27 protein-coding genes are annotated in these 25,756 nt (G+C 68.7%); 7 read left to right on the top strand and 20 right to left on the bottom strand.

The features are described from left to right. Positions 1 to 22 precede the first annotated feature (22 nt). On the bottom strand, positions 23 to 1,096 hold the full coding sequence (locus ABZT93_RS21130; protein WP_356106482.1) for an NlpC/P60 family protein: 1,074 nt from the start codon (positions 1,094 to 1,096) through the stop codon (positions 23 to 25). A 523-nt stretch (positions 1,097 to 1,619) separates the two neighbouring features. Next, on the bottom strand, positions 1,620 to 2,450 hold the full coding sequence (locus tag ABZT93_RS21125; protein ID WP_356106480.1) for a class I SAM-dependent methyltransferase: 831 nt from the start codon (positions 2,448 to 2,450) through the stop codon (positions 1,620 to 1,622). Between the two features lie 364 nt (positions 2,451 to 2,814). Here ABZT93_RS21125 and mshA point away from each other — a divergent pair, with 364 nt between their 5' ends. Next, positions 2,815 to 4,152, top strand: coding sequence for a D-inositol-3-phosphate glycosyltransferase (mshA, locus tag ABZT93_RS21120; RefSeq protein ID WP_356106478.1), 1,338 nt, complete (start codon positions 2,815 to 2,817; stop codon positions 4,150 to 4,152). Continuing rightward, positions 4,145 to 4,645: a YbjN domain-containing protein gene (locus tag ABZT93_RS21115; RefSeq protein WP_356106477.1), complete on the top strand. Its 501-nt coding sequence runs from the start codon at positions 4,145 to 4,147 to the stop codon at positions 4,643 to 4,645. Before mshA ends, ABZT93_RS21115 begins: the two co-directional genes overlap by 8 nt. A gap of 18 nt (positions 4,646 to 4,663) precedes the next feature. On the opposite strand, the gene ABZT93_RS21110 is transcribed toward ABZT93_RS21115, so the two are convergent. Both ABZT93_RS21110 and ABZT93_RS21105 read right to left on the bottom strand, forming a co-directional pair. Then, positions 4,664 to 5,191, bottom strand: coding sequence for a hypothetical protein (locus tag ABZT93_RS21110; RefSeq protein ID WP_356106475.1), 528 nt, complete (start codon positions 5,189 to 5,191; stop codon positions 4,664 to 4,666). A 10-nt stretch (positions 5,192 to 5,201) separates the two neighbouring features. Then, on the bottom strand, positions 5,202 to 6,038 hold the full coding sequence (locus ABZT93_RS21105) for an AraC family transcriptional regulator (RefSeq protein WP_356106473.1): 837 nt from the start codon (positions 6,036 to 6,038) through the stop codon (positions 5,202 to 5,204). A gap of 49 nt (positions 6,039 to 6,087) precedes the next feature. On the opposite strand from ABZT93_RS21105, the gene ABZT93_RS21100 reads away from it, so the two are divergent. Beyond that, positions 6,088 to 6,513 (top strand): DUF2000 domain-containing protein, encoded by a 426-nt coding sequence (locus ABZT93_RS21100; protein ID WP_356106471.1) that lies wholly within the window; start codon positions 6,088 to 6,090, stop codon positions 6,511 to 6,513. A gap of 211 nt (positions 6,514 to 6,724) precedes the next feature. On the opposite strand, the gene ABZT93_RS21095 is transcribed toward ABZT93_RS21100, so the two are convergent. Further along, positions 6,725 to 7,990: an MFS transporter gene (locus tag ABZT93_RS21095; protein ID WP_356106469.1), complete on the bottom strand. Its 1,266-nt coding sequence runs from the start codon at positions 7,988 to 7,990 to the stop codon at positions 6,725 to 6,727. Between the two features lie 166 nt (positions 7,991 to 8,156). On the opposite strand from ABZT93_RS21095, the gene ABZT93_RS21090 reads away from it, so the two are divergent. Further along, positions 8,157 to 8,918 carry a phosphoglyceromutase gene (locus ABZT93_RS21090; RefSeq protein ID WP_356106467.1) on the top strand — a complete coding sequence of 254 codons (762 nt, stop codon included), beginning with the start codon at positions 8,157 to 8,159 and terminating at the stop codon, positions 8,916 to 8,918. A 78-nt stretch (positions 8,919 to 8,996) separates the two neighbouring features. On the opposite strand, the gene ABZT93_RS21085 is transcribed toward ABZT93_RS21090, so the two are convergent. The 12 genes from ABZT93_RS21085 to ABZT93_RS21030 all read right to left on the bottom strand — a co-directional run bounded on the left by ABZT93_RS21085 (position 8,997) and on the right by ABZT93_RS21030 (position 18,861). After that, entirely contained in the window at positions 8,997 to 10,232 is a 1,236-nt protein-coding gene (locus ABZT93_RS21085) for a tyrosine-type recombinase/integrase (protein WP_356106465.1), read from the bottom strand. An 89-nt stretch (positions 10,233 to 10,321) separates the two neighbouring features. Continuing rightward, positions 10,322 to 10,573 (bottom strand): helix-turn-helix domain-containing protein, encoded by a 252-nt coding sequence (locus ABZT93_RS21080; RefSeq protein WP_356106464.1) that lies wholly within the window; start codon positions 10,571 to 10,573, stop codon positions 10,322 to 10,324. Positions 10,574 to 11,041: 468 nt separating this feature from the next. Next, positions 11,042 to 12,517 (bottom strand): ATP-binding protein, encoded by a 1,476-nt coding sequence (locus ABZT93_RS21075; protein WP_356106462.1) that lies wholly within the window; start codon positions 12,515 to 12,517, stop codon positions 11,042 to 11,044. 2 nt (positions 12,518 to 12,519) lie between these two features. Continuing rightward, a complete protein-coding gene (locus ABZT93_RS21070) occupies positions 12,520 to 13,404 on the bottom strand; it encodes a bifunctional DNA primase/polymerase (RefSeq protein WP_356106460.1) in 885 nt (294 codons plus the stop codon). A gap of 88 nt (positions 13,405 to 13,492) precedes the next feature. Then, on the bottom strand, positions 13,493 to 13,954 hold the full coding sequence (locus ABZT93_RS21065) for a hypothetical protein (protein ID WP_356106458.1): 462 nt from the start codon (positions 13,952 to 13,954) through the stop codon (positions 13,493 to 13,495). A gap of 11 nt (positions 13,955 to 13,965) precedes the next feature. After that, positions 13,966 to 14,436, bottom strand: coding sequence for a hypothetical protein (locus tag ABZT93_RS21060; RefSeq protein ID WP_356106456.1), 471 nt, complete (start codon positions 14,434 to 14,436; stop codon positions 13,966 to 13,968). Between the two features lie 16 nt (positions 14,437 to 14,452). Then, positions 14,453 to 14,647, bottom strand: a complete 195-nt coding sequence (locus tag ABZT93_RS21055) for a hypothetical protein (RefSeq protein WP_329442597.1) — start codon at positions 14,645 to 14,647, stop codon at positions 14,453 to 14,455. Between the two features lie 17 nt (positions 14,648 to 14,664). Then, a complete protein-coding gene (locus tag ABZT93_RS21050; RefSeq protein WP_356106454.1) occupies positions 14,665 to 14,916 on the bottom strand; it encodes a hypothetical protein in 252 nt (83 codons plus the stop codon). Between the two features lie 140 nt (positions 14,917 to 15,056). Further along, entirely contained in the window at positions 15,057 to 17,288 is a 2,232-nt protein-coding gene (locus tag ABZT93_RS21045; RefSeq protein WP_356106452.1) for a cell division protein FtsK, read from the bottom strand. Between the two features lie 81 nt (positions 17,289 to 17,369). Beyond that, positions 17,370 to 17,741 (bottom strand): RRQRL motif-containing zinc-binding protein, encoded by a 372-nt coding sequence (locus ABZT93_RS21040; protein ID WP_356106451.1) that lies wholly within the window; start codon positions 17,739 to 17,741, stop codon positions 17,370 to 17,372. After that, a complete protein-coding gene (locus ABZT93_RS21035) occupies positions 17,738 to 18,598 on the bottom strand; it encodes a protein spdB (RefSeq protein ID WP_356106449.1) in 861 nt (286 codons plus the stop codon). Before ABZT93_RS21035 ends, ABZT93_RS21040 begins: the two co-directional genes overlap by 4 nt. After that, positions 18,595 to 18,861: a DUF6284 family protein gene (locus ABZT93_RS21030; protein ID WP_356106447.1), complete on the bottom strand. Its 267-nt coding sequence runs from the start codon at positions 18,859 to 18,861 to the stop codon at positions 18,595 to 18,597. Before ABZT93_RS21030 ends, ABZT93_RS21035 begins: the two co-directional genes overlap by 4 nt. A gap of 485 nt (positions 18,862 to 19,346) precedes the next feature. Between ABZT93_RS21030 and ABZT93_RS21025 the strand changes: the two genes are divergently transcribed. The 3 genes from ABZT93_RS21025 to ABZT93_RS21015 all read left to right on the top strand — a co-directional run bounded on the left by ABZT93_RS21025 (position 19,347) and on the right by ABZT93_RS21015 (position 21,883). Next, positions 19,347 to 20,105, top strand: coding sequence for a GntR family transcriptional regulator (locus tag ABZT93_RS21025; protein WP_356106445.1), 759 nt, complete (start codon positions 19,347 to 19,349; stop codon positions 20,103 to 20,105). Continuing rightward, positions 20,102 to 20,776: an ATP-binding protein gene (locus tag ABZT93_RS21020; RefSeq protein ID WP_356106443.1), complete on the top strand. Its 675-nt coding sequence runs from the start codon at positions 20,102 to 20,104 to the stop codon at positions 20,774 to 20,776. The genes ABZT93_RS21025 and ABZT93_RS21020 overlap by 4 nt, the downstream gene beginning before the upstream one ends. Positions 20,777 to 20,914: 138 nt before the next feature. Then, complete coding sequence (locus ABZT93_RS21015; RefSeq protein ID WP_356106441.1) at positions 20,915 to 21,883, top strand: pentapeptide repeat-containing protein; 969 nt, start codon at positions 20,915 to 20,917, stop codon at positions 21,881 to 21,883. A gap of 490 nt (positions 21,884 to 22,373) precedes the next feature. Here ABZT93_RS21015 and ABZT93_RS21010 read toward each other — a convergent pair whose 3' ends face one another. The 3 genes from ABZT93_RS21010 to ABZT93_RS21000 form a co-directional block, all read right to left on the bottom strand. Next, a complete protein-coding gene (locus tag ABZT93_RS21010; protein WP_356106439.1) occupies positions 22,374 to 23,636 on the bottom strand; it encodes a DUF3533 domain-containing protein in 1,263 nt (420 codons plus the stop codon). A 118-nt stretch (positions 23,637 to 23,754) separates the two neighbouring features. Beyond that, positions 23,755 to 24,177: a hypothetical protein gene (locus ABZT93_RS21005; RefSeq protein WP_356106437.1), complete on the bottom strand. Its 423-nt coding sequence runs from the start codon at positions 24,175 to 24,177 to the stop codon at positions 23,755 to 23,757. Positions 24,178 to 24,407: 230 nt separating this feature from the next. Next, positions 24,408 to 25,529, bottom strand: coding sequence for a PP2C family protein-serine/threonine phosphatase (locus ABZT93_RS21000; protein ID WP_356106435.1), 1,122 nt, complete (start codon positions 25,527 to 25,529; stop codon positions 24,408 to 24,410). Positions 25,530 to 25,756: the final 227 nt, after the last annotated feature.

Genomic DNA, 25,756 nt, shown 5'->3' with positions numbered 1-25,756 from the left:
GCTCAGATTCGCTCGGCGACGCTCACGCGTCCGGCCGCACGACTCCGAGTATCGGCATCGAACCCGCCCCGGCGATCGTCACCGTCCGCCCGGGCCTCGGCGCGTGCACGATCGCGCCGTCGCCGAGGTACATCGCCACATGACTGGCGTCGTCGAAGTAGATGATCAGGTCGCCGGGCCGCATGTCCCTGATGTCGATGTGCTTGAGCTGCTTCCACTGCTCCTGCGAGGTACGCGGAATGGGCTTGCCGGCGCTCGCCCAGGCCTGTGAGGTCAGTCCGGAGCAGTCGTACGAGTCCGGGCCCTCGGCGCCCCATACGTACGGTTTCCCGATCTGATTCGTCGCGTAGGCGACGGCGGCCTTCCCGGCCGCGCTCGCGCCGGCGTCGATCGCGTCGAGGACGCCGGAGTCCAGCCAGGCGGTCTGCGCCTGGTGGGCGGCCTGTTCCTCCAGCTCGGCGAGACGCTTCTTCTCCTTCTCCTCCAGCTGGGACTCGAGTTTCTCGGCCGCCGCGATCTGCTGCTCGACCTTCTTCTTGGCCGTCGCCTTCGCCTTGCGGTTGGCCTCCAGCTTGGTCCACTGGGCTGAGGCGTCGTCGGCGTACTGCTTCAAGTCCTGCTGGGTGCGGGTCAGTTCCGCAATGAGCGCCTTGGTGGCGCGCTGGCCCTGGAGGACACGGCCGGTGCCGTCCAGGAACTCCTGCGGGTCGTCGCTCAACACCAGCTTGGCCCCGTCCGGCAGGCCGTTGGTGCGGTACTGGGCGGCGGCCGCGGCGCCCGCGCGGGCCTTCAGCTTCTTGAGCTTCTCCTGGCCCTTGACGATCTTCTGGGCCAGCGCGACGATCTGCGCCGACTGCTGCTCGGCCTTCTCCTCGGCGGCGTTGTAGGCGTCGGTGGCGACGGCCGCGGCGTGGTAGAGCGCGTCGAGCTGCTTGCGTACGGCTTCGATGTCCTTGTTGGTCAGGGCGGTGGGCGAGGCCGTGGGGGTGGGTGTCGGACTCGGGGCGGCGAAGGCGGTGCCCGGCGCTGCCAGCACGGCTACCGCGCCGATCACGGTCACGGCCGTAGCAATCAGACCGCGCTTGCCCGTCCCCATACCCCTGCCCCCAAAGCTGATTTACCGTCAGTAACTTACGGTGCTCGGGGGATCGTGCCACGTCATGGCCGAAAGCGACAGAGGCGAGCCTTCCCGGCACATCCCCTTCGCGCCCCGGCGCTTCCTGATGCCTCCCCCGCTCCCCGGCCCCCGAAGACGATCTCCCCGCCTGTGTGACGAACGACTCACACAGATCGTTCCCGTCAGATCGGCACCCGGAGCGGGGTCGCCGCGCGGCCCGCCGGTGTTGGCGCTGTGGCGCCCTGCGGGGACTGCGGCGTTCGGGCGTGCGGCATTCCGAGTGGTGCGCCTGTGTTGATGTGAGTGACGCCCTGCGGGCTACGGCGTTCGGGCGTGCGGCATTCCGAGTGGTGCGCTTGTGCTGATGCGAGCGACACCCTGTGCGACGGGCCGGTGTTGATGGGGCGGCCCCTCTGCCGGGTACGCCGGTGTTCGCGCGACCGCCGGCCCCGGCGGCGCACCGGTGTTCACGCGGCCGTCAGCCCCCTCCGCGCCCCGCAGTTCAAGCGACCGCTACTCCCCGCGGCGCCAACGCCCCCCACTCCACCGTCACTTCCCCCTGCCGCCACCGTGAAGGCCCGTCCGTCACCGGCCAGTCGGTCGTCAGGGCCCGCACTGTGCGGATCCACCGCTGCCGGGCGCCGTACGACGCGTAGGGCGCGGCCGCTGCCCACGCGCGGTCGAAGTCGCGCAGGAAGAGGTGCACCGGCTCGCCCGGGACGTTGCGGTGGATCAGCGATTTCGGCAGGCGCTCGGCGAGGTCGGAGGGCCGCTCCAGTGCGCCCAGCCGAGTCGCGAAGGTGACTGTCCGCGGCCCCTCCGGACCGAGCGCGACCCATGCGTGCCGGCGGCCGATCTCGTCGCAGGTCCCCTCGACGAGCAGCCCGCCGCGCGACCCCCGCGCCGGGTCGGCCGGAGCCAGCCGGGCGCACAGCCGCTCCCACACGGCGGCCACCTCGGCCTCGTCGTACTGGCGCAGCACATTGGCCGCCCGGATGAGCAGCGGCCGTTGGGGAAGCGGGATCTCGAACCCCCCGTGCCGGAAGACGAGCCCCTCCCGCTCGTACGGCTTCGCCGCCGCCACCCGGGCCGGTTCGATCTCAATGCCGACCACGCGTGTGCGTGGAGCGTTCTCGCGGAGCCGGGCGAGCAACTCGACGGCGGTCCAGGGCGCGGCCCCGTATCCGAGGTCGACGGCGACCGGATCGGCGGCGCGGCGCAGTTCGGCGCCGTGTGCGGCCGCGATCCAGCGGTCCATGCGGCGCAGCCGGTTGGGGTTGGTCGTCCCGCGCGTGACCGTGCCCACAGGGCGGGAGGCGGCGCGGGATGTCATGCCTATGAGGGTATGCGGCGACCACGGGGCCAAGGTCCGGCCGCGAGGTCCGGCGGCAAGGTCTGGCGCCGAGATCCGGCGCCGAGGAGGTACCGCGTCCACGTCCGGCCCACTGGTCGGCCTGACCTCCGGAACCGGTCCCACGAAACCCCCGCGCCCACCACCCCCAGGCGCCCGAACCACCTCCAGACCACCTCCAGACATCTCACGACGCGCCCCACCGTCGAACGGTTGAGCGACCCCCGGTAATGCCTCGGCAAAAACCACCCCACCCGGAATGGGAATGCGCCCCTCCGGTGTTGCCTCCGGTGGAGGGTGCCCCACGCCCTCCGTCCGGCATGCCCGCTGCAAGGAGGAACGCCACGTGAGCCAGTACGTCAGCAGGCTCCAGCGTCGCTCCCAGGCCGCACCCCACCGGTTGCGCCTGCACCGCCGCCCCCGCCGCGTCGCCATGCTCTCCGTGCACACCTCCCCGCTCCACCAGCCCGGCACGGGCGACGCGGGCGGCATGAACGTATACATCGTCGAGCTCGCCCAGCGCCTCGCCGCGATCAACATCGAGGTCGAGATCTTCACGCGCGCCACGACCGGCGGCCTCCCCCCGACCGTCGAGATGGCCCCCGGCGTCCTGGTCCGCCACATCGACGCGGGCCCCTACGAGGGCCTCAACAAGGAGGACCTCCCCGCCCAGCTGTGCGCCTTCACGCACGGTGTGATGCAGGCGTGGGCCGGTCACCGTCCCGGCTACTACGACCTGGTCCACTCGCACTACTGGCTCTCCGGCCACGTCGGCTGGCTCGCCGCCCAGCGCTGGGGCACCCCGCTCGTGCACGCCATGCACACCATGGCCAAGGTCAAGAACGCCAACCTCGCCGACGGCGACACCCCCGAACCCGCCGCCCGCGTCATCGGCGAGACCCAGATCGTCGCCGCCGCCGACCGCCTGATCGCCAACACCGCCGAGGAGCGCGAGGAACTCGTGCACCACTACGCCGCCGACCCCGCCAAGGTCGCCGTCGTCCACCCCGGCGTGAACCTCGACCGCTTCCGCCCGGCGGACGGCCGAGCAGCGGCCCGCGCCCGTCTCGGTCTGCCCCAGGACGCCCTGATCCCCCTCTTCGCGGGACGCATCCAGCCCCTGAAGGCTCCGGACGTCCTCCTGCGAGCCGTGGCGGTCCTGCTCGAACAGCGCCCCGACCTGCGCTCCCGCATCCTCGTCCCGGTCGTCGGCGGCCTCAGCGGCAGCGGCCTCGCCAAACCCGAGGGCCTGCAGAAACTGGCCTCCCGCCTCGGCATCGCCGATGTCGTACGGTTCCACCCGCCCGTCGGCCAGGAACAGCTCGCCGACTGGTTCCGGGCCGCCTCCGTGCTGGTCATGCCCTCCTACAGCGAGTCCTTCGGCCTGGTCGCCATAGAGGCCCAGGCGGCAGGCACCCCGGTGCTCGCGGCGGCGGTCGGCGGGCTGCCGGTGGCCGTGGCCGACGAACGGACCGGGTTCCTCGTACGCGGCCACGATCCGGCCGCCTACGCGCGCGTGCTGCGCGACTTCGCCGACGACCCGACGCTCACGCCCCGCATGGGCGAGGCGGCCGCCCGGCACGCCCAGTCCTTCGGCTGGGACACCGCGGCCGCGGCGACGGCGGACGTGTACGTGGCCGCGGCGCAGTCGTACCGGCGTCACGTACGCTCCCTCCATGGCTGAGGCAGAGAAGGCAGCGCAGGTCATCGAGGGCGTCCTCAAGGACACCGAGGTCGAGTGGGAGAGCCCCGAACCCGGCAACTACGTCGTCCAGCTCCCCGGCACCCGAAAGCTGAAGACGACCGTCTCGCTCCTCGTCGGCCGCCACTCCCTCTCCCTGAACGCCTTCGTCATCCGCCACCCCGACGAGAACGAACCCGGCGTCCACCGCTGGCTCCTGGAGCGCAACCTCAAGCTGTACGGCGTCGGTTACGCCGTCGACCGCCTCGGTGACATCTACGTCGCCGGCAAGCTCCCCCTCGCCGCGGTCACCGCCGACGAGGTCGACCGCCTCCTCGGCCAGGTCCTGGAGGCGGCCGACGGCAGCTTCAACACCCTGCTGGAGCTGGGTTTCGCCACCGCCATCCGCAAGGAGTACGAGTGGCGGGTGGCCCGGGGCGAGTCGACACGCAACCTGGACGCGTTCGCGCATCTGACCCAGCGCTCGCAGGACTGACTCGGGCTCCCCGGCCGTCTACGACCGGTCGGGTGGAAGGGAGTCGGACGGCTGCGGCTCGCTGGTCGGCTCATGGCTCTCGCCGGGGCCCTCGGGCGGGGCCGGCTGGTCCAGCTCGTCGGCGAAGGCCCGCAGTGCGTCGGCGAGTTCCTTCTTGGTGGGCAACTGGTCGATCTTCCGGTCGAGTTCGGCGATACGGCGGTTCAGCTGCTCCAACTCGCTCGGAGCGGTGGGTTCGCCGCTCGGCCCCTCGGTGGGTTCGTCGGTGGGGTCGTCGGGGGACGTGGGGCTCGGGCTCGGCTCGCTGCCGCCGGAGGTGCCGCCATCCGAGGTGCCGCCATCCGAGGAACCGCCCCCGCTCACCCCCACGCTGCCACCGGAACTCCCGTCCGGCGGAAGGCTGGTGGAAACGCTCGGCTCGGGCGAGGGCTCGTCGTCCGAGCTCGCGGCGATGGCGCCGCCCACGCTGAGGGCGACCAGGGCGGCCGCGCCGGCGACGGCCACGGAGAGACGTCTGAACGGTAAGGAGTTCTGTCTGTCATCCATGCCGGCGACGCTAACCCGCGCCGATCACCGGACGGACGCCTTCCGACGATCTCCTCGCGCTCACCCCGTAACGCCCCGGCGTCACCCCCACCAGCCGCTTGAAGTGCCGAGTGAGATGCGCCTGGTCGTGGAAACCGGTGAGCGCGGCGACCTCGGCGGGAGCGCGCCCCGCGAGCAGCAGGCGCCGGGCCCGGTCGACACGGCGGGAGTTGAGGTATTGGTGCGGCGCGATGCCGTAGGCCGCGCTGAACGCCCGTACGAGATGCGCCGGGTGGGCCTGTACGACCCCAGCCGCCGCCTCCAGCGACAGCCCCTCCACGATCCGCTCGTCGAGGAGCTCGCGCAGCCGGCGGGCGAGAGCGGGGTCGCGGCGCGCGGGCCCCTCGTACCGCGACGGCCGTAGCAGGGTCCTGAGCCGGTCGCCGATGAGCGTCAGCCTGCTCTCCGCCTCGAACTCCTCACCGGGCCTGGTCAGCGCCGTGTGCAACTGGCCCACGCGCTGCCGCAGTACGGGGTCCCGCAGGTCGGGACCGTCCACGGCGGGCCCGATGAGATCGTCGCCGAGGTGGGTGCGGTCGAGGTAGAGGACCCGCTTGCGGAAGCCGTCGGGAGTGGCGGGCGAGCCGTTGTGCGGGACGTGCGGAGGCAGCAGCGACACGGTGTCGTCCGGCGTGCCGTGCTCATGCCGGTCGAGGTCGTACCGTACGGCCCCGTCGTCCACGATGAGCAGCGTCCACGCCTCGTGCACATGCATCGGATAGGCGTACTCGGTGAAGTGGGCGTGGAAGACCTCGGTGACGCCCGGGACGGTGGGACGCCACGCGGTGACGTTCTCCCGGGTGGCCATGCAAAGAACGTACAAGACGAGGCCGTACGACGCCCGGCAGTCTCATTCCATGAGTACTGAACCCATCCGCTTCGACACCAAGATCGCCGTCCTGCTGCGCGAGGACCTGGAGACCTGGCAGCGCCTTAACGTCACCGCGTTCCTCGTCAGCGGCCTGAGCGCCCAGGCCCCCGAGGTGCTCGGCGAACCGTACGAGGACGCGGACGGGGTGCCCTACCTGCCGATGTTCCGGCAGCCCGTGCTGGTCTTCGAGGGCACGAAGGAGACGCTGACGGCGGCCCACGCGCGCGTGCTGTCCCGCTCGCTCCCGCGCGCGCTCTTCACGAGCGACCTCTTCGCGACGGGCAACGACAGGGACAACCGCGCGGCGGTACGGGCGGTGTCGACGCGGGAACTGGACCTGGTGGGGCTCGCGGTCTACGGCCCGCGCAACGCGGTGGACAAGGTGCTCAAGGGTGCGCGGATGCATCCCTGACGGATCGGGCCCGGTCATCGGGCTGGGTGGGGTGGGTCGTGATGCGGGGCCGGTCATCGGGCTGGGTGGGTCGTGCTGCGAGGCTCAGGCTGGCCCGATCACCGATCACCGATCAGGCCAGGCAGGACAAGCCGCCAGACCAGCCCGGACCAGCCGCCAGACCAGGTCGGCCCAGCGCTCAGACCGGCCGATCACCACGCCGGCCCAGCCGTCACGCCGGGCTGCCCTCGGTGGTGGTGGCGGCGGACCTCTCGGTTACGGCGACCTCGGCGGCCGTTTCCCCGGACAGGCGCCGCATCAGTGCCGCGTACCCCACCGCCGCCACCGTGCCGACGACCGCGCACAGCCCCCACAGCCACTCCGCCCCGAACCGGTCGATGACGAAACCGGACATCAGGGGGGCCACGAGGGCGGCGACGGACCAGGACAGGGTGTACATGCCCTGGTAGCGGCCGCGGCCGTGGGCGGGGGAGAGGCGGACGACGAGCCCGGTCTGGGTGGGCGCGTTGATCATCTCGCCCAGGGTCCACACGCACACGGTGAGGGCGAAGAGGCCCACGGACCCGGCGAAGGCGGTGAGTCCGAAGCCGTATCCCGCGAGCAGGGACGAGACGACGAGGAGCCGCTGGGGATCCCGGTCCTGGATGAAACGGGTCACCGGGATCTGCAGCGCGACGATCAGGACGCCGTTGAGGGCGATGGCCAGTCCGTAGTCGGCGGGCGTGAACCCGGCCTCGCCCATCGCGACGGGCAGCCCGATCGAACCCTGCTGGAAGATCACGGCGACCAGGAAGGACAGCCCGACGACACTCATGAACCGCCCGTCGCGCAGGACCGTGCCGAGGCGGACGTCGTCGGTCGTGGCCGTGGTCTTCTCCGCCCCGGGCCGGGACTCGGGGAGCTTGAGGAAGACGACGACCGCGCAGACGGCGGTCATCCCGGCCTCGATCAGGAAGCCCGCGAGATAGCTGTACTCGGCGATGAACCCGGCGCCCATGGAGGAGATGGCGAAACCGAGGTTGATGGCCCAGTAGTTGAGCGAGAAGGCCCGGACCCGGTCCTCGGGCCGCACGATGTCGGCCATCATCGCCTGCACGGCCGGCCGGGAGGCGTTGGAGGCCATGCCGACGAGGAACGCGACGGCGGCGATGGCGACGGGGTGGTGCATGAACCCGAGCAGCGCGACGGAGGCGGCGGTGGCGGACTGCGCGACGAGGAGGGTGGGCCGCCGCCCGAGCCTGTCGGTCATGACCCCGGCCCCGATCGACGAGACGACCCCGCCCAGCCCGTGCAGCGAGGCGACGAGACCGGCGTAGGAGGCGGAGTAGCCGCGGTCGAGGGTGAGATAGAGGGCCATGAAGGTGGCGACGAAGGCACCCAGGCGGTTGACGAGGGTGCTGGTCCACAGCCACCAGAACGTGCGGGGGAGCCCGGAGACGGTCTCGCGGGTGGCACGTCTCAGGGTGGCGAGTGGCATGGCGGATCCCCCACGGTGTCTCGGATGCCTATGTAAGTGGCTCAGATGGCGAGCACAACTTACGAAACCGAGGTGACAGGGGGCCACTCAATTAACAGATCCCGTCAACCGTCCGTCTGTCGAGCGGCCTCCGCCCGGACCGGGGGCGTGGATTACGCTCATACGCATGGCCGACGCACCGTACAAGCTGATCCTCCTCCGCCACGGCGAGAGCGAATGGAACGCGAAGAACCTGTTCACCGGCTGGGTGGACGTCAACCTCAACGAGAAGGGCGAGAAGGAGGCAGTCCGCGGCGGCGAACTCCTGAAGGACGCCGACCTCCTGCCCGACGTGGTCCACACGTCCCTCCAGAAGCGTGCGATCCGCACCGCCCAGCTCGCGCTGGAGTCCGCGGACCGCCACTGGATCCCGGTCCACCGCTCCTGGCGCCTGAACGAACGCCACTACGGCGCCCTCCAGGGCAAGGACAAGGCCCAGACCCTCGCGGAGTTCGGCGAGGAGCAGTTCATGCTCTGGCGCCGCTCCTACGACACCCCGCCGCCCCCGCTCGAGGACGGCACGGAGTTCTCCCAGTCGGACGACCCCCGTTACGCCACGATCCCGCCGGAGCTCCGTCCCCGCACGGAGTGCCTGAAGGACGTCGTCGTCCGCATGCTCCCGTACTGGTACGACGGCATCGTCCCGGACCTCCTGGCCGGCCGCACGGTCCTGGTAGCGGCCCACGGCAACAGCCTCCGCGCCCTGGTCAAGCACCTGGACGGCATCTCCGACGCCGACATCGCGGGCCTGAACATCCCGACGGGCATCCCCCTGTACTACGAACTCGACGCGTCCTTCAAGCCGGTGACACCGGGCGGCAAGTACCTGGACCCGGACGCGGCTGCGGCGGCCATCGAGGCGGTCAAGAACCAGGGCAAGAAGAAGTAGGGTTTGTGATCATGCCCCTGACCTGCGCACACGGCGCAAGTCAGGGGCGTTTTCATGGCCTGGGCCCACTGTGGGCCCTCAGTGCTCCGGACCGTCCGGCCGAAGCGCGCGACCGATGGCGTTCCGGGCCCGGTCCCGGCTGCTCGGCATGAGGTGCGCGTACACCTTCAGCGTCAGCCCCGGGTCGGAGTGTCCGAGGTACTCGCTGACGGCCTTGATGCTCTCGCCGGCGTCCAGGAGAACGGACGCGTAGAAGTGCCGGAGGGCGTGCATGCCGTGTTCGCGAGCGGCCTCGTGCTCGCGGCTCTTGGCCTTGGGAATGACGCCCGCCTTCGCGAGGGCGGGCTTCCAGTGGTCTTCATTCAGTGACGTACGCCAGACGTGCCCGCCGCGCGGCCCACTGAAGATGAGCCGCTTGGTCACGGGCTGACCGCTCGCACGCATCCACGGCAAGGTGACCTCGACCGGTGGGAAGCGCTTCATGTGCGCTTTCAGTGCCTCAGCTACGGGCTCGGGCAGAGGTACGTCCCGGAGCTTGCCGCCCTTGGGAGGCGCGAACACTGGCTTACTCAGGCTCAGCTTGAGTTGCTGCACCACGTGCAGGGTGCCGCTGTCGAAGTCCAGCTCATCGACGCACAAGCCGAGAATCTCACCCTGTCGCAGTCCGCAGCCGGCGCCCATGTCGACCATGGTCCGGAAGCGCTCGACCATGGAGTCACGTACGGCGAAAACGCGGTCAGGCTGCCAGGGGACGACACGGCGAGTGCCCATCTCGGGGAGCGTCACCGTGCGCGAGTTGCAGGGGTTCCGGCGTAGGTAGCCGTCCTCTACAGCGGCGGAAAGGACCGCGCGGACGTTGGAGAAGATCACGCGGGCGTACGCGCCGGACATGCCAGACGCTTCGAGCTGTGTCACGAACTCGCGGATGTGGCTCGGCTGGAACGATCCCAGCGCGCGTGACCCGATGCGCGGAAAGGCGTGCAGGCTGAGCTGAGATTGCATCGACGCTCGGGTGTTCGGGTCGCCGCTCTGGCTCGCCAACCACCCTTCCGCGAACTCCTGAAAGGACGTCCGGGACGCGTTCGGGTCGATGTAGTCGCCGCGAGCCACGTCCGCCGCCATCTTGGCTAGCCACTGCTCGGCGAGGCGCTTCTGTCCGTCGGCGAATGACTTGCTCTTGCGCTTGCCGTCGGGTGCGAAGTAGCGGGCCCGGTAGCGCATGCCGGCTCCGTACCGGGCTGTCTTGACCTTGCTGCTCTTGCCTGCGGAGTTGGTCTCGGTCTTGAACCAGCGGTCTTGGATGCTGCCTGCCATGTGGGGCGCGGTCCCTTCTGGGCATGGGACGGGGAGGGCCACGGCGTGGCCCTCCCCGGGGTGTTGGTTGGCGCGGTGCGCGGGCAAGCTCAGGCCGCGTCGTCGAGGGCGGTGCGTTCGGCCTCCCACGCCCTGACGGCGGTGGGGTTGAAGCGGAGGTAGCGGCCGACGCGGAAGCCGGGCGGGCCGATGCGCTTGCGGCGCCACTGGTAGACGGTTTCGACGCTCGGGAGGCTGAACATGGTGACCAGGTCCTCTGGGGTGAGGTAGCGGTCCGGGAGGCCGCCGCGCAGGAGAGCGATCAGGGCTCTAAGCAGGTCGGTCGGCTCTTCGGTGGCCATGGCTGGTGACTCCTCATGTCCGTGGCGGGGTGGGGTGAGGTGTCCTGCGGTGAGTCGCGGGCGGGCGGGCCCGGAGCGTGCGTCTGTCCGAGGTTCGGATTTCTGCGTCATCGCGTCACGCCCGTCATTTGTGGTTCTGACCTGTGGTGATGCGGTGACGCGGGTAGTTGAGGGCGTGTCATAGAGCGGGGTGGGGTTTTGTCACGTGTGACGCGGATGACGGGCGGTGACGCTGGATGGGGCCGTCTGCGTCACGCTCGTCACCGCTGGTCAGTGACAGGTTTCGGTTTGCTGGTGACGTGGGTGACGCAGGGGCTCTTCTCTTAGGAAAAAGAGGGGGGGTGGTGTCTGTGGTGGTGCGCGGCTCAGAACGTGAATGCGGAGCCGCGCAGCGGCACGTCGCCGGAACAACAAGAGGAGCACCAGTCGCCGCGCGGGGTGCTCCTCTTGCTTGTCCGGCCGGTTCGGTCAGAACGCCGTTTCCTGCTGGTTGAGGGCGAGGGCGGCGGCGCTGGTCATCTCGATGTAGCGGGCGGCGCTGGTGCGTCCCCAGTCGATGAGCACGCCGCGTGCGGCCAGGGTGGGTTGGAGCCGCTTGAGGCGGTCGGAGAGGACCTTGCCGGTGGTGGGCCAGCCCTTGGGCAGGGGACGGCAGTCCTCGCCGCTGTAGAGGGTGGTGAGGCAGTGCAGCCACTCCGAGGACGTCATACGGACGTCCGCTCCCTCAGCGAGGCCGGCCGCGTGCTTCAAGACCGTCTGCGCGAGCAGGTCTCCTTCGATGACGTCGTCGTTGAGGTCGTCGAGGCTGGCCCGGTACGCGGCCAGCGAGTTGAAGCCGGTGGCCGCGTCGAGTTGTGCGCACAGGTGGGCGAAGTCGGCCATGCGCAGGTCGGTGGGGGTGTCCGCCTGAGCGGCCCGCACCTTCACGGTCAGGTCCAGCAGTGAGCCGAGAACGACGGGGAGGATCTCCGCGTACTCCGCCCACAGCTCTGCCTCGGTCCGCCGCACCCGGGGCCGCACGAGACGCAACGGCAGGAGGCGTTCGGCGAGGTCGGGGCGGATGATGCCGACGTCGATACCGGTCAGCAGCATGGGGCGCCGGTAGCGCGAGCGGACGACGTCCCCGTCGGTGAACAGCGCGCGCTTGATGCTCTCGGCCCCGGTGACGATGCAGCACATGAGGTCGGACAGGTCCGGGGGCAGGTGGGAGAGGTTGTCCAGGGCGGTGACCCATCCGGCAGCCACGGCCGTGATCATGTTCTCCTCGTCCTTCGGGGCCCGGCGCAGGTCACCGCTCATGCCCTCGATGATCCGCACGAGCATCCGGCCGCCGGTGGACTTGCCGGCCCCCTGGGGACCGGTGAGGAAGGGGGCGGGGACGGGCACGGAGGGTTCCAGGCAGCCGATCAGCCAGGCGATGGCCAGGCATTCGGTCTCGGCGCCGGCGAAGTTGCACAACCGGAGCAGGAGGTCGATTCCCTTGCCGTTGGTGTCCTTGGCCGGCAGGGGGAGTTCCCCGGTGAGCTGGGTGCGCCGCCAGCAGACTTCCTGCAGGTCGGGGGTGAGGATGTCCCAGCCGGTGGGGTGGATACGGACGGACTTGCCGTCGGTGCGGCCCAGGTCGAGCCAGGTCGCGCTGTCGAATCCGGGCGCGACGCGGATGTGGGTGGGCTGTACGTCCTCGGTCAGCGCGAGTGCTTCGATCAAGTCCAACGCCTCCTTGAGTGCCGTGCCGTTGAACACGCCGACCCCGTCCTTGTAGAGGCCGACCATGAGTTCCTGGCGGTGGCTGCCGGTGGTGCCCTGGGAGCGGATGGGCCGGGCGACGGGGTGGCCGTTGCGCTGGGCGTAGACGGTGCCGTCGATGGTGCGGAAGTACCGGAAGTGCTCTTGCGCGTAGTCGGTGATGATCTGGCGGGCCGGAGTCTTCTCGTCCTCGGACACAGTCACATCCCCAGTGCGGTGCGGGCGTTGGTCCACGCATCGATGCAGTGCCGGACCGACTCGCCCTTGGCCTGCGCGGCGGTGAACAGCCGCGCGACATGGGCATCGGTGAGGCAGTCGCACCCTCCGTGCGTCGAGAGCACGGCGAGGAACGTGCGGTAGACGGTGGCGTGGATCGCGCTGCGGGCCTCGGTGATGCGCTGCTCCGCCATGGCAATGCCACGGTCTAGGTAGGTAGGTGTGCGGTGGCGGCACTCCCCCTGTCCGCCCCTGAGGGGCGTTGTGAGCGTCTGTGGCGGCCTGCGGGCCGGGGATGGTTCCTTTACTGCCAGGGCGCGGACAGCGTCCGGGAGAGGGGCGATGGCGCCGGTGCCCGGTCCGAGCCAACGGGCGTACGCCATAAGGGACTTGACGTCGACGCCGGGCAGTACGGCGTTGGCGGAGGACATGACTCCCTGGTAGATCCAGTGCTCACCCCGGGTGGTGAGCACGGTCCGGGTGGCGGGCAGGCTCGCGCGGGCCCGCGCAATGGCTTCGGCGTTGTCGAGGTCGACGACGGTGAGGCCCGCGCCGCCCGGGTGGTAGGCCACCGCTGCCGCTTCCCGCCACGCGTGTACCCACGTCGGCGAGCTGATGACGTGGGGGTTGGTGGTGGCGGCGGCCCATCCGTGGCAGGGCGCCGGGCAGGTGCAGGGGCCGGGGGTCTTCATGTTCGGCCGGCCACCGCACGCGTTGCGGGCGCAGGCCTGGCAGTTCCCGAAGGGCAGCTTCCCCGCCCGCAGGGGCAGGGGCGGGACGCCGGAGGCGGCGAGCCGCAGCGCGGTGCGCAGGTGCTCGTCAGGCGAGGCCCGGTGTCCCTCTCGCCTGATGTCCGTGGGTTGGGTCATGCTGGAGACCTCCACAGGTCAGTTCGTGGCAGGTGGACAAGGGCGGCCCCGCGACTTTGGCGAGACGAGGGGGCCGCCCTTGGCGTAGTTATTGGTCGGCGAGCGAGCGTGCGTACTGCTGACGGACATAGGCGCGCGGGTCGCAGATCACGCCGGGCTGGTCGAGGTCGAGCAGGTACAGGGCCGCCGCGTCGGCGGCTTCGGTGGCGTCGCCGAACATGTCGGGCTTGTCCAGGAGCGCTATGCGATCCAAGCAGGCGGCCTTGCGGAGGTAGAACTCCCTGCCCAGCTGGGTGAAGCATGCGGAGTCGACGAGGAACCGTGCCGTCCAGCCGATCTCACTGTTGATGCTGGGGGCGTTCGCGTACGCCTGCTCGGGAGTGGGCCAGTCCTGCGGGGTGGGGCGGTGGTCGGCGGTGAGGTAGAGGCGGGTGCGCTTGCCGTCCCGGGTCGGGTACGTACGCACCTCACCCGTCATGAACGCGGTCGTGAGCGCGGTGGTGACGCGGTCGGTGTCACCGGGGTCGCAGATGGCTCGGATCTCGAACACGTAGGCTCCTGTCAGCCGTAGAACTTGTTCCGCTTGATGACGGCTTTGCGGATGTTGACCGTCGTCCCGCCGCCACGGCCGCTCGCGCTGAAGACCTGCACGGCGACCCAGCCTCCGAAGATGACGGCGGCGAGGATGATGAGCTGGTGAACCAGCGCAGCGAGCGCGGCAATGAAGGTGGTCAGCAGCACGAGTCCGCCGCACACGGCGAGGAACCCGACGCCCCCGAGGGCGACGTTCACCGCGGCGCGCGAGACGGCGGGCTTGGCGACGACCGGTTCGGGCTTGGCGGGTTCGAGGGTGTAGCCGGTGACGACGCGGCCGTCGGGCAGGACGATGCTCGTCACGGACGGGATGGTGCCGGGCTGCATGGGCATGAGCCGCGCGGCGTGCTGGACCGGGGTGAGCGGTGTGGGGTGGTGGACTTCCACGGCCGCCGTGGTGTGTCCGGCCGGACGGCCGTACGTGGTGGGTTCGTTCACGGTGCTGGTCTCCCTTCTAGCGGCCGATGTCGGCGAGGGCGCCGGTGACGGCGGTGACGAGTTGGTTGACGGTGTCGCTCGCGTCGGTGGCGGCGAGGTAGAAGCCGAAGAGCGCGGCGACGACGGCCGCACCGGCGCCGACCGCGCGGAAGCGCAGCAGTGCGGCGAGTGCGGCGGCGAGGAGCAGAACGAGGGGGATGGTGATGACCATGGGTCCTCCGGGTGGGGTCAGCGGGTGCCGGCGCGGTAGGTGCGGGCGGCGCGGTTGTAGATCCAGCGGCCGACGCGTATGCGCTTGCCGGTGGCCTGGCAGCGGCGGCAGTCACGGCCGCGCTTGGTCTGGCCCTTGCGGTTGGTCTTGAAGCCGTGGCCCATGCCGTGGCACGTGCGGCAGTCGCCGAACGGGCTCAGCCAGCACTTGACGCCGTAACCGAGCGTGACGGCGAGTAGGCAGGCGATAGCAAGGAGGGGAAGGCTCATCAGGGGCCTCTCAGGCGGGTTTTCGGGGTTTCCGCAGGTGGGCCGCTATCTGCTAGCGGCCTGATCAGGGGCGGTTTTGGTCGCTAGCAGGGTTGCTACCGGTAGCGACGCATGCCGCTACCGGTAGCAGGCTGTGAGACCTATCCGACGTCCCGCTTTTCGTTGCGCTGTGTAATCGCGGTGGCGATGTCGTCGCGCTTGATGCCGCGCTTGTTGACCTGTTCGCCGTCGATGCGCCGGCTGATCTGCAGGGTGCCGATGCCGAACGGCTTGAGCGCTGCGGTGAGCGCTTCGGCCTTGGGCTTGGCGTCCAGTTCGGCCCACGGGCCGTAGACGTCAGGGCGCAGGTCGGCGAGCCGGTCGACGATGCTCTCGGACCACACCTTGGCCTCGCCCTTGCCCAACACCTGAGCAACGTCGTCCAGGATCGTCGCAGACACCTCCGGGGCCGGGGCCTCGCCGACCGCGTCGCCGGACAACGTGCCCTCCGCCTCCCGCAGCGCGGCGGCACGAGTGAGGATGCGTTCCGCGTCGCGGCCGTCAGCGAGGTAGGTGCGAACGATCCCCGAGTCGTCCGACATGCCCTTGAGCAGACCCACGCCCTTGTGGGACTTCAGCAGCTTGGACGCGTCCAGACCCTCGCTGTAGGACCCGGCACCGAGGATGACGTCGGAGACCTGGTAGGCGCCGACCCGCAGCGCGAACCGGGCCTGGTGCTGGTCACGCAGCTCGGAGGGGCATGCCTTGTCGTCCGGCTTCTGCGTCGACGTCATCACGGAGACACCCACGGCCGGGGCGACCCGGGCGAGGTAGACCATCAGGGACAGGATCTCCTTGCCGTGCTCGGGGTGGGTCAGGTACTCCTGCACCTCGTCCACCACGAACAGCGTGAGCGGCATGTTCAGCTTCTTGTCCCGGCTGATCTCCGGGGTCAGCTTGCCCTCCGGGCAGACATGCAGCGGCAGTTCCGAGAGCCGGTGGTAGCGGTCTTCGACGTCCGCCTTGAGTTCCCGCAGCGAGGTCAGCAGGTGCTGCACCGGGTCGAACCCGTTCTTGGGCACGATGCCGAACCCGATGCGGTGCGCGACCAGCGCGAACTTGCGCCAGTCCGGCGACGCCTTGCCGTCGAACACGTACAGCCGCACGTACGGGTCCAGCGCGGCCGCGAGGGCGATCGTGCGGGCAGAGAACGTCTTGCCCTGCCGGGGCACGGCGCCGACCAGCAACGACAGCCACAGCATCGTGGCCATGACCGGGTTGCCGCGCTCGTCGACACCCCACGGGAACGGCTTCCAGAAGTCCACCCGGGTTGCCCCGAGCAGCGGGGACTTGCCCGACGGGACGGCGAGGGGGTCGCGGTCGGCGATCCAGTACGACACCCGCCGCCCGCTCGTCTCGTCCTTGTCGAGGAAGAGCTGAGTGGGGGCGATGTCCATGCCGGAGGCGAGGCGGGCGTGAGCCTTCACCGCGTCCTCGAAGGTCTTGCCGTACGGCAGATCCACCACCACCCGCCAGCCGTCGCCGTCCCGGCCGATCGGCCGCGGGAACGCGATCGTCTGATCCTTGGTGGTCAGACCGGACGCCTCATGCGCGCGGATGACGATGTCCGAGGACAGCCGCCGCTTGCGGAACGTCACCTTGGCCATGTCGATCAGCGGCCGATCGGCCGGCGCCCCAACCGCCCCGAACGTGGTCGTCAGCGCGGCCACGGCCAGCAGAAGCAGCCACGACGGGGCCATGACGTACAAGGTCAGCGCGGCGGCGAGGCCGACCAGGGAGGCGATCGCGGCCACGATGCCCCGCAGCCTCACGCGGTCGTTGCGCTGCCGCGACAGCTTCAGGTACTCCGCCGCATCCTCGTTCGCCACCGACGCCAGGCGCAGCGTCTTGCCTTCCGCGTCGAACACCCACCGGCCGATCGCCGTTGACCAACGCCACGCCCCGCGCGGCGAGTACCACAGGATCTTCGGGGTGTAGATGCAGGGCAAGCGAACGGCGTGGTAGCCGACCACAGCCGAGTAGTGGCGAACAGCCCACTTGCGCACGGCCGTTCGCTGGTCCGGCAGTTTCACCCAGTCGGGAAGGACCGGCAGGCGAGCCTTGTCCCTGGCCTCCATCCACTCGGCCACGGAGGGCGGGTAGACCTCGCGCGGCGGGTCCACCGGCGCCCCGTCGGTCAAGCCTTCGGCCTCGGGGTCGTCGGTGTCGGGGAGTTCGGCCTCCCACTCCCCCGGCTTCACCACACCCTCGCCGGTGGGCGCGGGCGAGTCGGCGGGGGCGGTCTTCTTCAGCGGGAACGGCAGGACCTCAGCCGTCGGAGCTTCGGTGCCTTCCGGGTCCTCGGGGGGCGGGAAGGTGGGGTTCTCCGTCACGATGTACGCACTCCTTCGGGAGTCGAAGGGTCCGGCCGGCTTGCTGTGGAAGGTGGGCGGCCGGACCCGGGATTCGGTGGTTCAAGCGGCGCGCTGTTCCTCGGAATAGGCGCAGGTCACGCACATGCCGAGCGTGGGCGGGATGATGTATCCGGCGTCTTGGTGGCACTCGGGGCAGCGGCGGCGAGCGGCATTGGCCTTGGCGAGCGCGGCCCACCGAGCCGGGGTCATCGGCCGCACCGGCAGGGCGAGGTCGACGCGGTACAGGTACGCAGTCAACGGCCCTCGTCGACGACGCGGGCGCAGGACCTGCGCCGCAATGTCCTGACCGCCCGGCCGCAGTCCACGGATGCGGAGCTGTCGGCGGGTGGCTAAGCCGTCCGGCGCTAGGCGCCACGGGTAGGTGGGGATGCCGAACTTGGTGCCGTGTGGGTCCCAGAACCGCGCGCTCACGCCACGCGCTTCCACGCGGCCCGAAGGCGGACCTCGGAGGCGGAATGACCGGCCTGGCGAAACCGGGCAGCCATCTCGCGATACGACAGGGCAGGCGTCTCGCTGTGAGTGATCCCGTCGACCAACGCGTCAAGCGCCGCATCGGTGAGCGCGGGACCCGACTCCAGCGAGAGCGCGGGGACCGGTTCGGTGGGCCCCCACACGGGGAGCTCCCACACCGGTGTGACGCCGGATGTGACGCGGCTCGTCACGCTGGTCAGCGCCCTACCGGTGTCCTCGCCCTGCCGCGTCTCCTCCAGCGTCGACCACGCCCCCGCCAGGGTCTTGGCGGTCTTGGCCTGCACGCGTGCGACGCGGGCACCGGCCCCCGTCACGGCCGTCAGCCGGGTCTCCTCGGTCGCCGCGTCCGCCCGCAGCCGGGCCCGCGCCACGGCCGCCTCATCCCGCGCCTCCTGCTGAATGCCCCGGATCGCGTCCAACGCGAGGGGGGTCAGCGCGGTGCGCTCCCACAGTCCGTGAACCAGCCACAGCGCCTTCGCGGCGATCGGCAGCCACGCCACGGCCAACCATGCGCCGGCCGACTCTTCGGCGGTCAGCGCGTGGGCGACCAGGACACCGGCCGCGATCAGACCGAAGAACCAGCCAACCCCGGTGACGATCCGGCTGTGGTCGCCCTGAGCGGCGAGGCGCCGTTCGTAGGCGAGGGTGGCAAGCCAACCCCCGTCGATGCCGAGACCGACGACCAGGGCGACCGGCCACGGCACGGCCGCGCCCAGCCACATCATCACCACGGCCAGGGTCAGGACCATGGACACCGCCGTCATCGCGACAGCGGGCAGTACGGTCTTGGCCTTCACGCCGCGCCTCCAGCGGTGGCGGTGGCGCCCTGGTTGGCGAGTGTGCGCCGCTCGGCCAGCACCCGACGGCGGGCGCGGCGGATGCGGCGGGCGTCCAGCTCGTTCGGCGTGCGGTCGAGGGTGATGATCTGTGCGTCCAGCAGGTCGACGTCCGCCAGGATCAGCGGCATCTCCTGCTCGATCGCGTCCAGCTCGGCGCCCGTCGGCTCGATGAAGTCGGCGAACGCGGTAACAGCGTCCTGAACAGTGACGATGTGGTCCATTGGGTCGTCTTCCTCTCAGCGTGGAACGGCCCGAACAGCGGCTCCGGGTCTAGCCACCCGGGGCCGCGCGCCGTTGAAGTCGGTTGATCCGGCTCCCCTCAGCGCCACTCGTACGAGACGAGCAGCGGAGGCAACCGGCCGCAGCCGTTGAGCTGCGGAAAGGTCGGATTGCGCTGTACTCGTACGCGGGGACAGAACCCGCGCACGCCGCCCTGTTGCACTGCAGGGGTAGGGCGGTCTTCCTCAGCACGCTGTTGAGTTTTCAAACGACAGTCGCTTCCTTCGAGCCCGTTTCACGGAGCCCTCCGGGCGTTGACACAACCTCTGGTTCACGCCCGCTTTGAACACAGGTGTGCCGAGGTTTCAGCGACCGCCGCTCCCCGAAGTGACCGGCGGGCACATCCCTAAGGTTCCCTAGGGTTCCCTGCGGTGTCAAGCGGTAAGCTAGGGAACCTCAGGGAAGTGACCGACAGGGAGCAGGCAACATGGCAGGCCAGGCCGACAATCGGGCGCCGTACGCGAAGATTGCCGCCCACTACACGGAGCTGATTACGTCTGGTCAGCTAGAGCCAGGGACGCTCTTGCCGAGCATCAAGAACCTCTCGGAAGAGTGGAAAGTGAGCACCGCGACAGCCGAAAAGGCTCTGCGCAAGCTGCGCAACGAGGGGCTTGTGCGCGGGATCCATGGGATCGGCACCGAGGTGCTGGATCAGCCGGCTCCGATGTCATCGGGGTCCCAGCGACAGGACCGAGGACGCCGTACCGGATCCAGTTGGGGGACAGGTGAAAGGTCCGACTCGCATCAAGCTGCCGTAGTGTCAGCGCCTGCTGACGTAGCCCAAGCGCTGGACATTCAGCCCGGCTCCGACGTGATTCGCCGAAGCCGGGTCTACCGAGACCGGCACGGCATCGTTGCCCACAGCACGTCATGGATCCCCGCTCGCTACGGGAAGCTGATCCCGCAACTAGCGGAGAGTGAGCGACTGACCGGGGGAACCTCGCTTCAGCTCATTGCCCAGGTGACCGGCCACCCGATCAGTCATCGCATCGACACAGCCACAGCGCGCCTTCTGACGCCGGAGTACGCACAGCTCTTGGAGCTAGACCCCGAACGCCCCCCCACGGAACCAGTGGTCGTGATGACGGCAAAGTTCGTGGACAGCGAGGGGAACATCGTGGAGTACGGCGTGGACCTCGGAGGTCCTGGCCGCACATGGCGCACGGAGTCGGAGGTCGCCCCATGACGGTGATGGATGACACGCTCGCGAACGTGCTCGAAGAGCGCCTAGGGTCACTCCTTGCAGCCCGCGCGGCTGGCACAATCACGCTCGAAGCCGAAGCGGAGATGGCCGCCATCTCCCAGACCATGACGAGACCGATGCCACCACGTCCACCGTTCTGCGTCCTGATGACCGGACTCCCGGGCTCCGGCAAGACCACCCTTTCCCGGGCCCTCACGGATCGCGGGTTCGTGCGTCTGTGCCCCGATGAAGAGATGTTCCGCCGACATGGCGTCTATGGAGTCGACTTTCCGCGAGGCACATTCCCCACTCTTGAGCGGCCTGTGCTCGAAGATGTGGCGGTTGAACTCAGGGAGCACCTGAGTGCTGGACACGATGTAGTCGTTGACCACGGCTTTTGGACCCCGGAAGACCGGGCCCGATGGCGAGATATTGCCACTGACGCTGGCGCCTACCCCGTACTGGTCTACCTCGCGGCCAGTCACGATGAGCTTTGGGCGAGAATCAAAAAGCGTAACGAGTTCCATGCGGGCGATCCGAACTCAATCTACTTTTCAGAGAGCGACCTTCAGCGGTACCGGACCAGGTTCATTCCTCCCCAGGCAGACGAACCGCACTTCCTCTACCAGGGCGACACTGCTGCAGTGATCACGGCCATGGACGCCTGTTCCTGAACTTTCCTTGTCTCATCAAGGCGGTCCGTCCCGCTCCCACGCGGCGGGCCCCAGGCCGGACTCATCGCGTCGGCTCTCTATGACATTTGGAAGATTATGCGTCTCACTTGGAAGCGGACCAAAAGGATCCTCCCGTGGGTGGCTCTGCTAGCTGCTGTAGTCGTATATGCGCTTTTGCTATGGCGCGGGCCATGGTGGGTCGACGGCGCACACATTCGTGACAAGAATCTCCAGCCCGCCGATGGGGTGATCATCACCGGAGTCCGCACCGCCCTTGTAGCACTAGGTGCTGGCTTCGTCGCCGGAATAGGTCTGTACTACACCCATCAAAGTCATCGCCATGCTGAAAAGCTCTATCTCCACAGTCAAGAACAATTTGAGCACGCTCGCGAAAAAGATCGAGAACAGGTGGAACTGACTCGCGAGGGACAAGTAACCGGTCGATATGTCGAAGCGATTAAGTTGCTCAGCTCTGAAGACCTGACACAGCGCCTTGGTGGAATTTATGCCCTTGAACGCATCATGCGAGATAGCGAGAAAGACTTCTCAACGGTAGTTAAGGTACTGGCTGCCTTCGTCAGAACGCGTTCCCCCCTACCGTCAACTACAGGTGACTCGGGTGGCCCGGGTCTGGACGTGCAGGCAGCTCTAACCGTTCTCGCTCGTCGACCTCAGGTGAAGAGCGTAACGGTGGATCTATCCCGAACGGATCTCAGAGGAGCAGACCTCAGATACGCAAATCTCAATGGGTGCAATCTCAGGGATGCTCGCCTGGAAAAAGCCAAGCTGGACTATGCAAGTCTCAATCGGACAAATCTTTCCGGTGCGACTCTTGATAAGGCCACCTTTACTCGTGCTCAGCTCATCGAAACCTATCTTAATGTCAAAAGTATGGTTGATGCTGATTTGACTTTCGCCGCAATTGAGGATCCTCCCATTCTGACCAGTGCTTTGTTCGATGCTCGATTGAGTAAGTACACCACTGCGCCATCTGAAATGCCTGATGAATTTCGGGAAAAATGGGACAGGCGGGCACGCGAATGTGATGAAAATATGGTAGTCGTGAACGAGCCGGAGCCTTGGCCCGGGACCGTTCCTGTCGATTAGCTTCGCCAGCGCAACGCTCCGCTGTGGCAGCAGTATGGAGCCGCCCAAGGCAGAGGATGAAGTGTCTCGGCTGGGGGTGCTCCTCTTCGTAGTTGTAGGTCCGTGGTGACGCCACCGGGCCCTCTGTGGGCCCTCCGAGGTCGACCGACGACGACCAACAACGACCAACAACGACAGCTCAACCGCAGGTCAGTTGAGGTGCACACCCCGCTGACCAGGGCCGAAATACGGGCCCGCCAGACCCAGGGCAAGAAGAAGTAACGCGACACGATCAAGCCCCCCACCTGCGGTTCAGCTGCGGGTGGGGGGCTTTTCGATGGCCTCGGGCCGTCACGTTCGTCGGCGTCGGATACGGACGTCGAGGACGATCAGCAGGGCCGTCGGGGTGACGATCTCGGCCGAGGCCCCGGCCCACAGGGCGAGTGCGCCGCCGGCCGTGCCGATGCACGCGATCGGCAGGTCGCGGGGACAGACGTGCAGGCAAGGGCCGTCACGACTCCGGTGCGCGGGGGGACGCGGGGGATGCAGGGCGTGCGGTCAAACGGTGCAGTCCCCTGCGGTCGTAGTACAGAACCATGGCGAACCCGAACAGCAGGGCGAGGGCGCTGCCGATGGCGATCATGACCCAGCCGCGCGTCAGGCCGGCGTCGGCTCGGGCGTCGAAATAGAGGATGGCCCGTACGCCGTCGCTCAGTTGCCGCATTGGTTCGAACAGCGCCAGGAAGCGGTAGAAACCCGGTACGGCATGGAGGGGAATCGTCGCCCCCGAGGACGGCAGGGCCAGGGCGATGAACACGAACATGGAGACCACTTGGCCGATCCCGCCGAAGGCGGCGTTGATGGCCTGCACTCCCAGGCCCACGGCCAGGCTCGCGCAGTAGGAGAAGATCCACAGCAGGGGCAGGTGCGAGGCGTCCATGCCCAGGATCCCGATCGCGGCGATCATGAGCAGGCTGGTGGTGAGCACGCAGATGCCCGCGGTCATGAGCATCTTCAGCAGCAGCGTCTGTGTGCGGCTGATGGGCACGGTGGGGCGTCGGGTGTGCCAGGGCCCGATCTCGTTGTCGGTGTATCCCAGGCCGGCGTCGACGCCGTTGTTGATGATGTTTCCGCCGACGAATCCGGTCAGCACCAGCAGCAATGTGAAGTAGAAGGCACTCAGGCCGAGGCCGCTGTGGCCCCCGATGGGATGGCCCACCTTGGTGATGACGGTGACAGGGTCACCCAGGAGCGAGCGGGTCGTGGTGTCGGTGCCCCGTTCGGAGGCGTGGGCTGCCAGTTGCCGGCCGATCGTCAGGGATGCCTGGTGAGCCGCGCGCTGGGTGATCTGGCCGGCCAGGGAGGAGCCGAGGCTGCCCAGCCCGGGGTTGGTCAGGACGGTGAGGGCGGGCCGCGTGGTGGCCTGGGTGGTCGTCAGTGCCGCCACCGAGCTGGTGAAGTCGCTCGGGATCACCAGAGCCCCGTAGATCTTGCCCGACGCGAGTTGGTCCTGCATCTGAGCCTGGCTGAGCCGGCGCCATTGCACGGCGTCCGGTGGGGTCGCCGCGGCTACCGACCGGCTCACCTGTGCGCCCAGGGTCTGTTGTTGTCCTGGCAGCGGCGGTCCCTGGTCCGAGTCGACCAGTGCAATGGGCAGATGGCGCAGGTTGCCGTTCGGGTTGAGGATGCCGCCCATGTAGAGCAGCGTCAGGCACAGTGCCACCAGTGCGGACAGGACGGTCGGTACCAGCCAGAGCCTCCCGTGACGCGCCACAACGACAGCGCGTGCGAGTGAAGGCTGCTTCCCTGAACCCTGTGAGGTCATGAAACTCCCGTAGGGGCACGGTCCTGGGCTGTCGGGATGACGCGACTTCTGTGCATCAGCGGCGCGACTACGTGGTGTGCAGGGGTTCCTTGAAGGACTTGCGGAACACCGGCCCCGCGAAGGGGATGATCGAGGACATCACCTTCGACTTGAACGAGGTGGGGTGCCGTTCGAGTCTGACGTCGACGCGGGTGCCGTTGTCCGCGGGAGTCATCTGAAACTGCCAGCCACCCGAACCGAAAGGCACCGAGTCACGAGTGGTGACGGTGACCATGTTCGTCGAGGGGTCCCATTCGTAGCGTGCACGCTCCCACGACTTGTCGTTCCCCTCGGTCACTTCCGCCCATGTATCACCCCGCTCGTGGACCTGGAAGTGTTCGGCATCGATGGAAGGCCACTCCTCGACACGGGACGGACTGAAGTTCGTCAGAACACCCATGACCTCGGCGGGGCTCATCGAGGAGTTCACATGGAAGTGCAGGGACGGCATGACCAGCTCCCTGATTCAAGACGTTGTCTGTCGGCGGCTTCCGGTACAGCTCACTGACCTGAGCACTCCACCTCTCAGAATGCACCTCCGCCCGCCACTGCGCACCAGCAGGTTCTTGGCCCGCACCTTCGTGATCGCGTCCGGGGAGATCAGGACCGTCTGTTCCCACAGCGATATCCCGCTCGCCCCCGACGACGACGCCGAACTCGCTGTGGACCCGGGGGGAGGGCTCAGACTGCCTGGCGTCGGATCGCGACTACGGCCGCGTCGTCATCGAGGTGTCCCTGGACGTGGGCCAGCAGGTCCTCCCGAAGGTGGCGCAGCAGTTGGTCGGGGTCGTCCGCGGTCCAGTCCTGCGCCCGTTCGGTGAACGGGTAGAAGACACCGGCAGGATTGCGCGCTTCGATGACACCGTCCGTATAGAGGAGCAACAGGTCTCCGACCTCGAACGGGAAGGTCTGGACGTCGTATGTGGAGATGCCGAAGGCACCACCGAATCCGATCGGAAGGTGACTGGCCTCGGTGGTGAGTGGGGTGAGTTGTTTCCCGCGAAGGAGGAGTGGCGGTGGGTGGCCGCAGGTGATGAGGTGGACGACCGGATCATGGTCGGGAATGTCGAGCAGGATGGCGGTGGCGAAGTCCTCGCTGGTGTCCTGCGCAGCCTCTGGTCGCCACTGGCTGGTGTCCCAGCGGAACGCGCCGTCCAGGTGGACAGCGAGGCGGGGAAGGGTGGCCTGCCGATGGGCAGCCGCGCGGAAGGCCCCGAGCAGCAGAGCGGTGTTGCTGATCGCGGCCATGCCGTTCCCGCGTACATCTCCGATGAGGAGCCGGGTGCTGTGGTGGTCGGTCCGTGCGGCCGCGTACAGGTCTCCGCCCAGCTCGGCCTCTTCCTCCGCGGGGAGGTAGAGGGCGGCGATCCGCAGAGGGCCGGCGTGTGTGGGCAGCGGCTGCAACAGCACACTCTGCGCCGCCTCGGCCACCGACCGCACACGGCGCAACTGCCACTCGCGCCGGTCCCGCACGAGGCAGATCGTGACGCAGATGATCGAGACGATGATCAGAGCAGCGATCTGGGCCTGAATATTCGCCGTGGTCAGGACCCCTCTGAGGACACCGATCAGCACCTGGGCCGCCACCGCGAGCGCTCCCATCAACGCCGTCGCACGGGCGCCGGCGTACGCCACCGTGATCGCGGGCGCCGCCACCAGCAGTGGACCGAGGTGAATATGCGGCGGAGCCAGCACATCCACCACACAGACCGCAACGATCAGCCCCAGCGGGATCATGAGCAGCGCCGGCGCATGACCCGGCCGCCAGGAACCGCGCAAATCCACCCAAGTTCGAAGGGCCATGCCACAAGCCTTCCACCTACCTCCGCATCCTTGCTCGGCAGTCGCTCCTTGGACGAGGCCGCTGTGCCCGCCTGCGACCGATCCGCGTAGAGCTACGGAGCAGAAGGTCGTCACCGAAGCGGCCGGCCCGAACCCTGGGCCGTCCCTGGGCCGTCAGTGGGCACTCGACAGCGGCCGACGACGACCGGGGGCGAGCGCCAGGCCCATGAGCCCACCGCCCCTGTTTG

Source organism: Streptomyces sp. NPDC005303 (assembly GCF_040607335.1).
Classification (GTDB): Bacteria; Actinomycetota; Actinomycetes; order Streptomycetales; family Streptomycetaceae; genus Streptomyces.
This window is presented reverse-complemented; position numbering and strand designations above follow the sequence as displayed.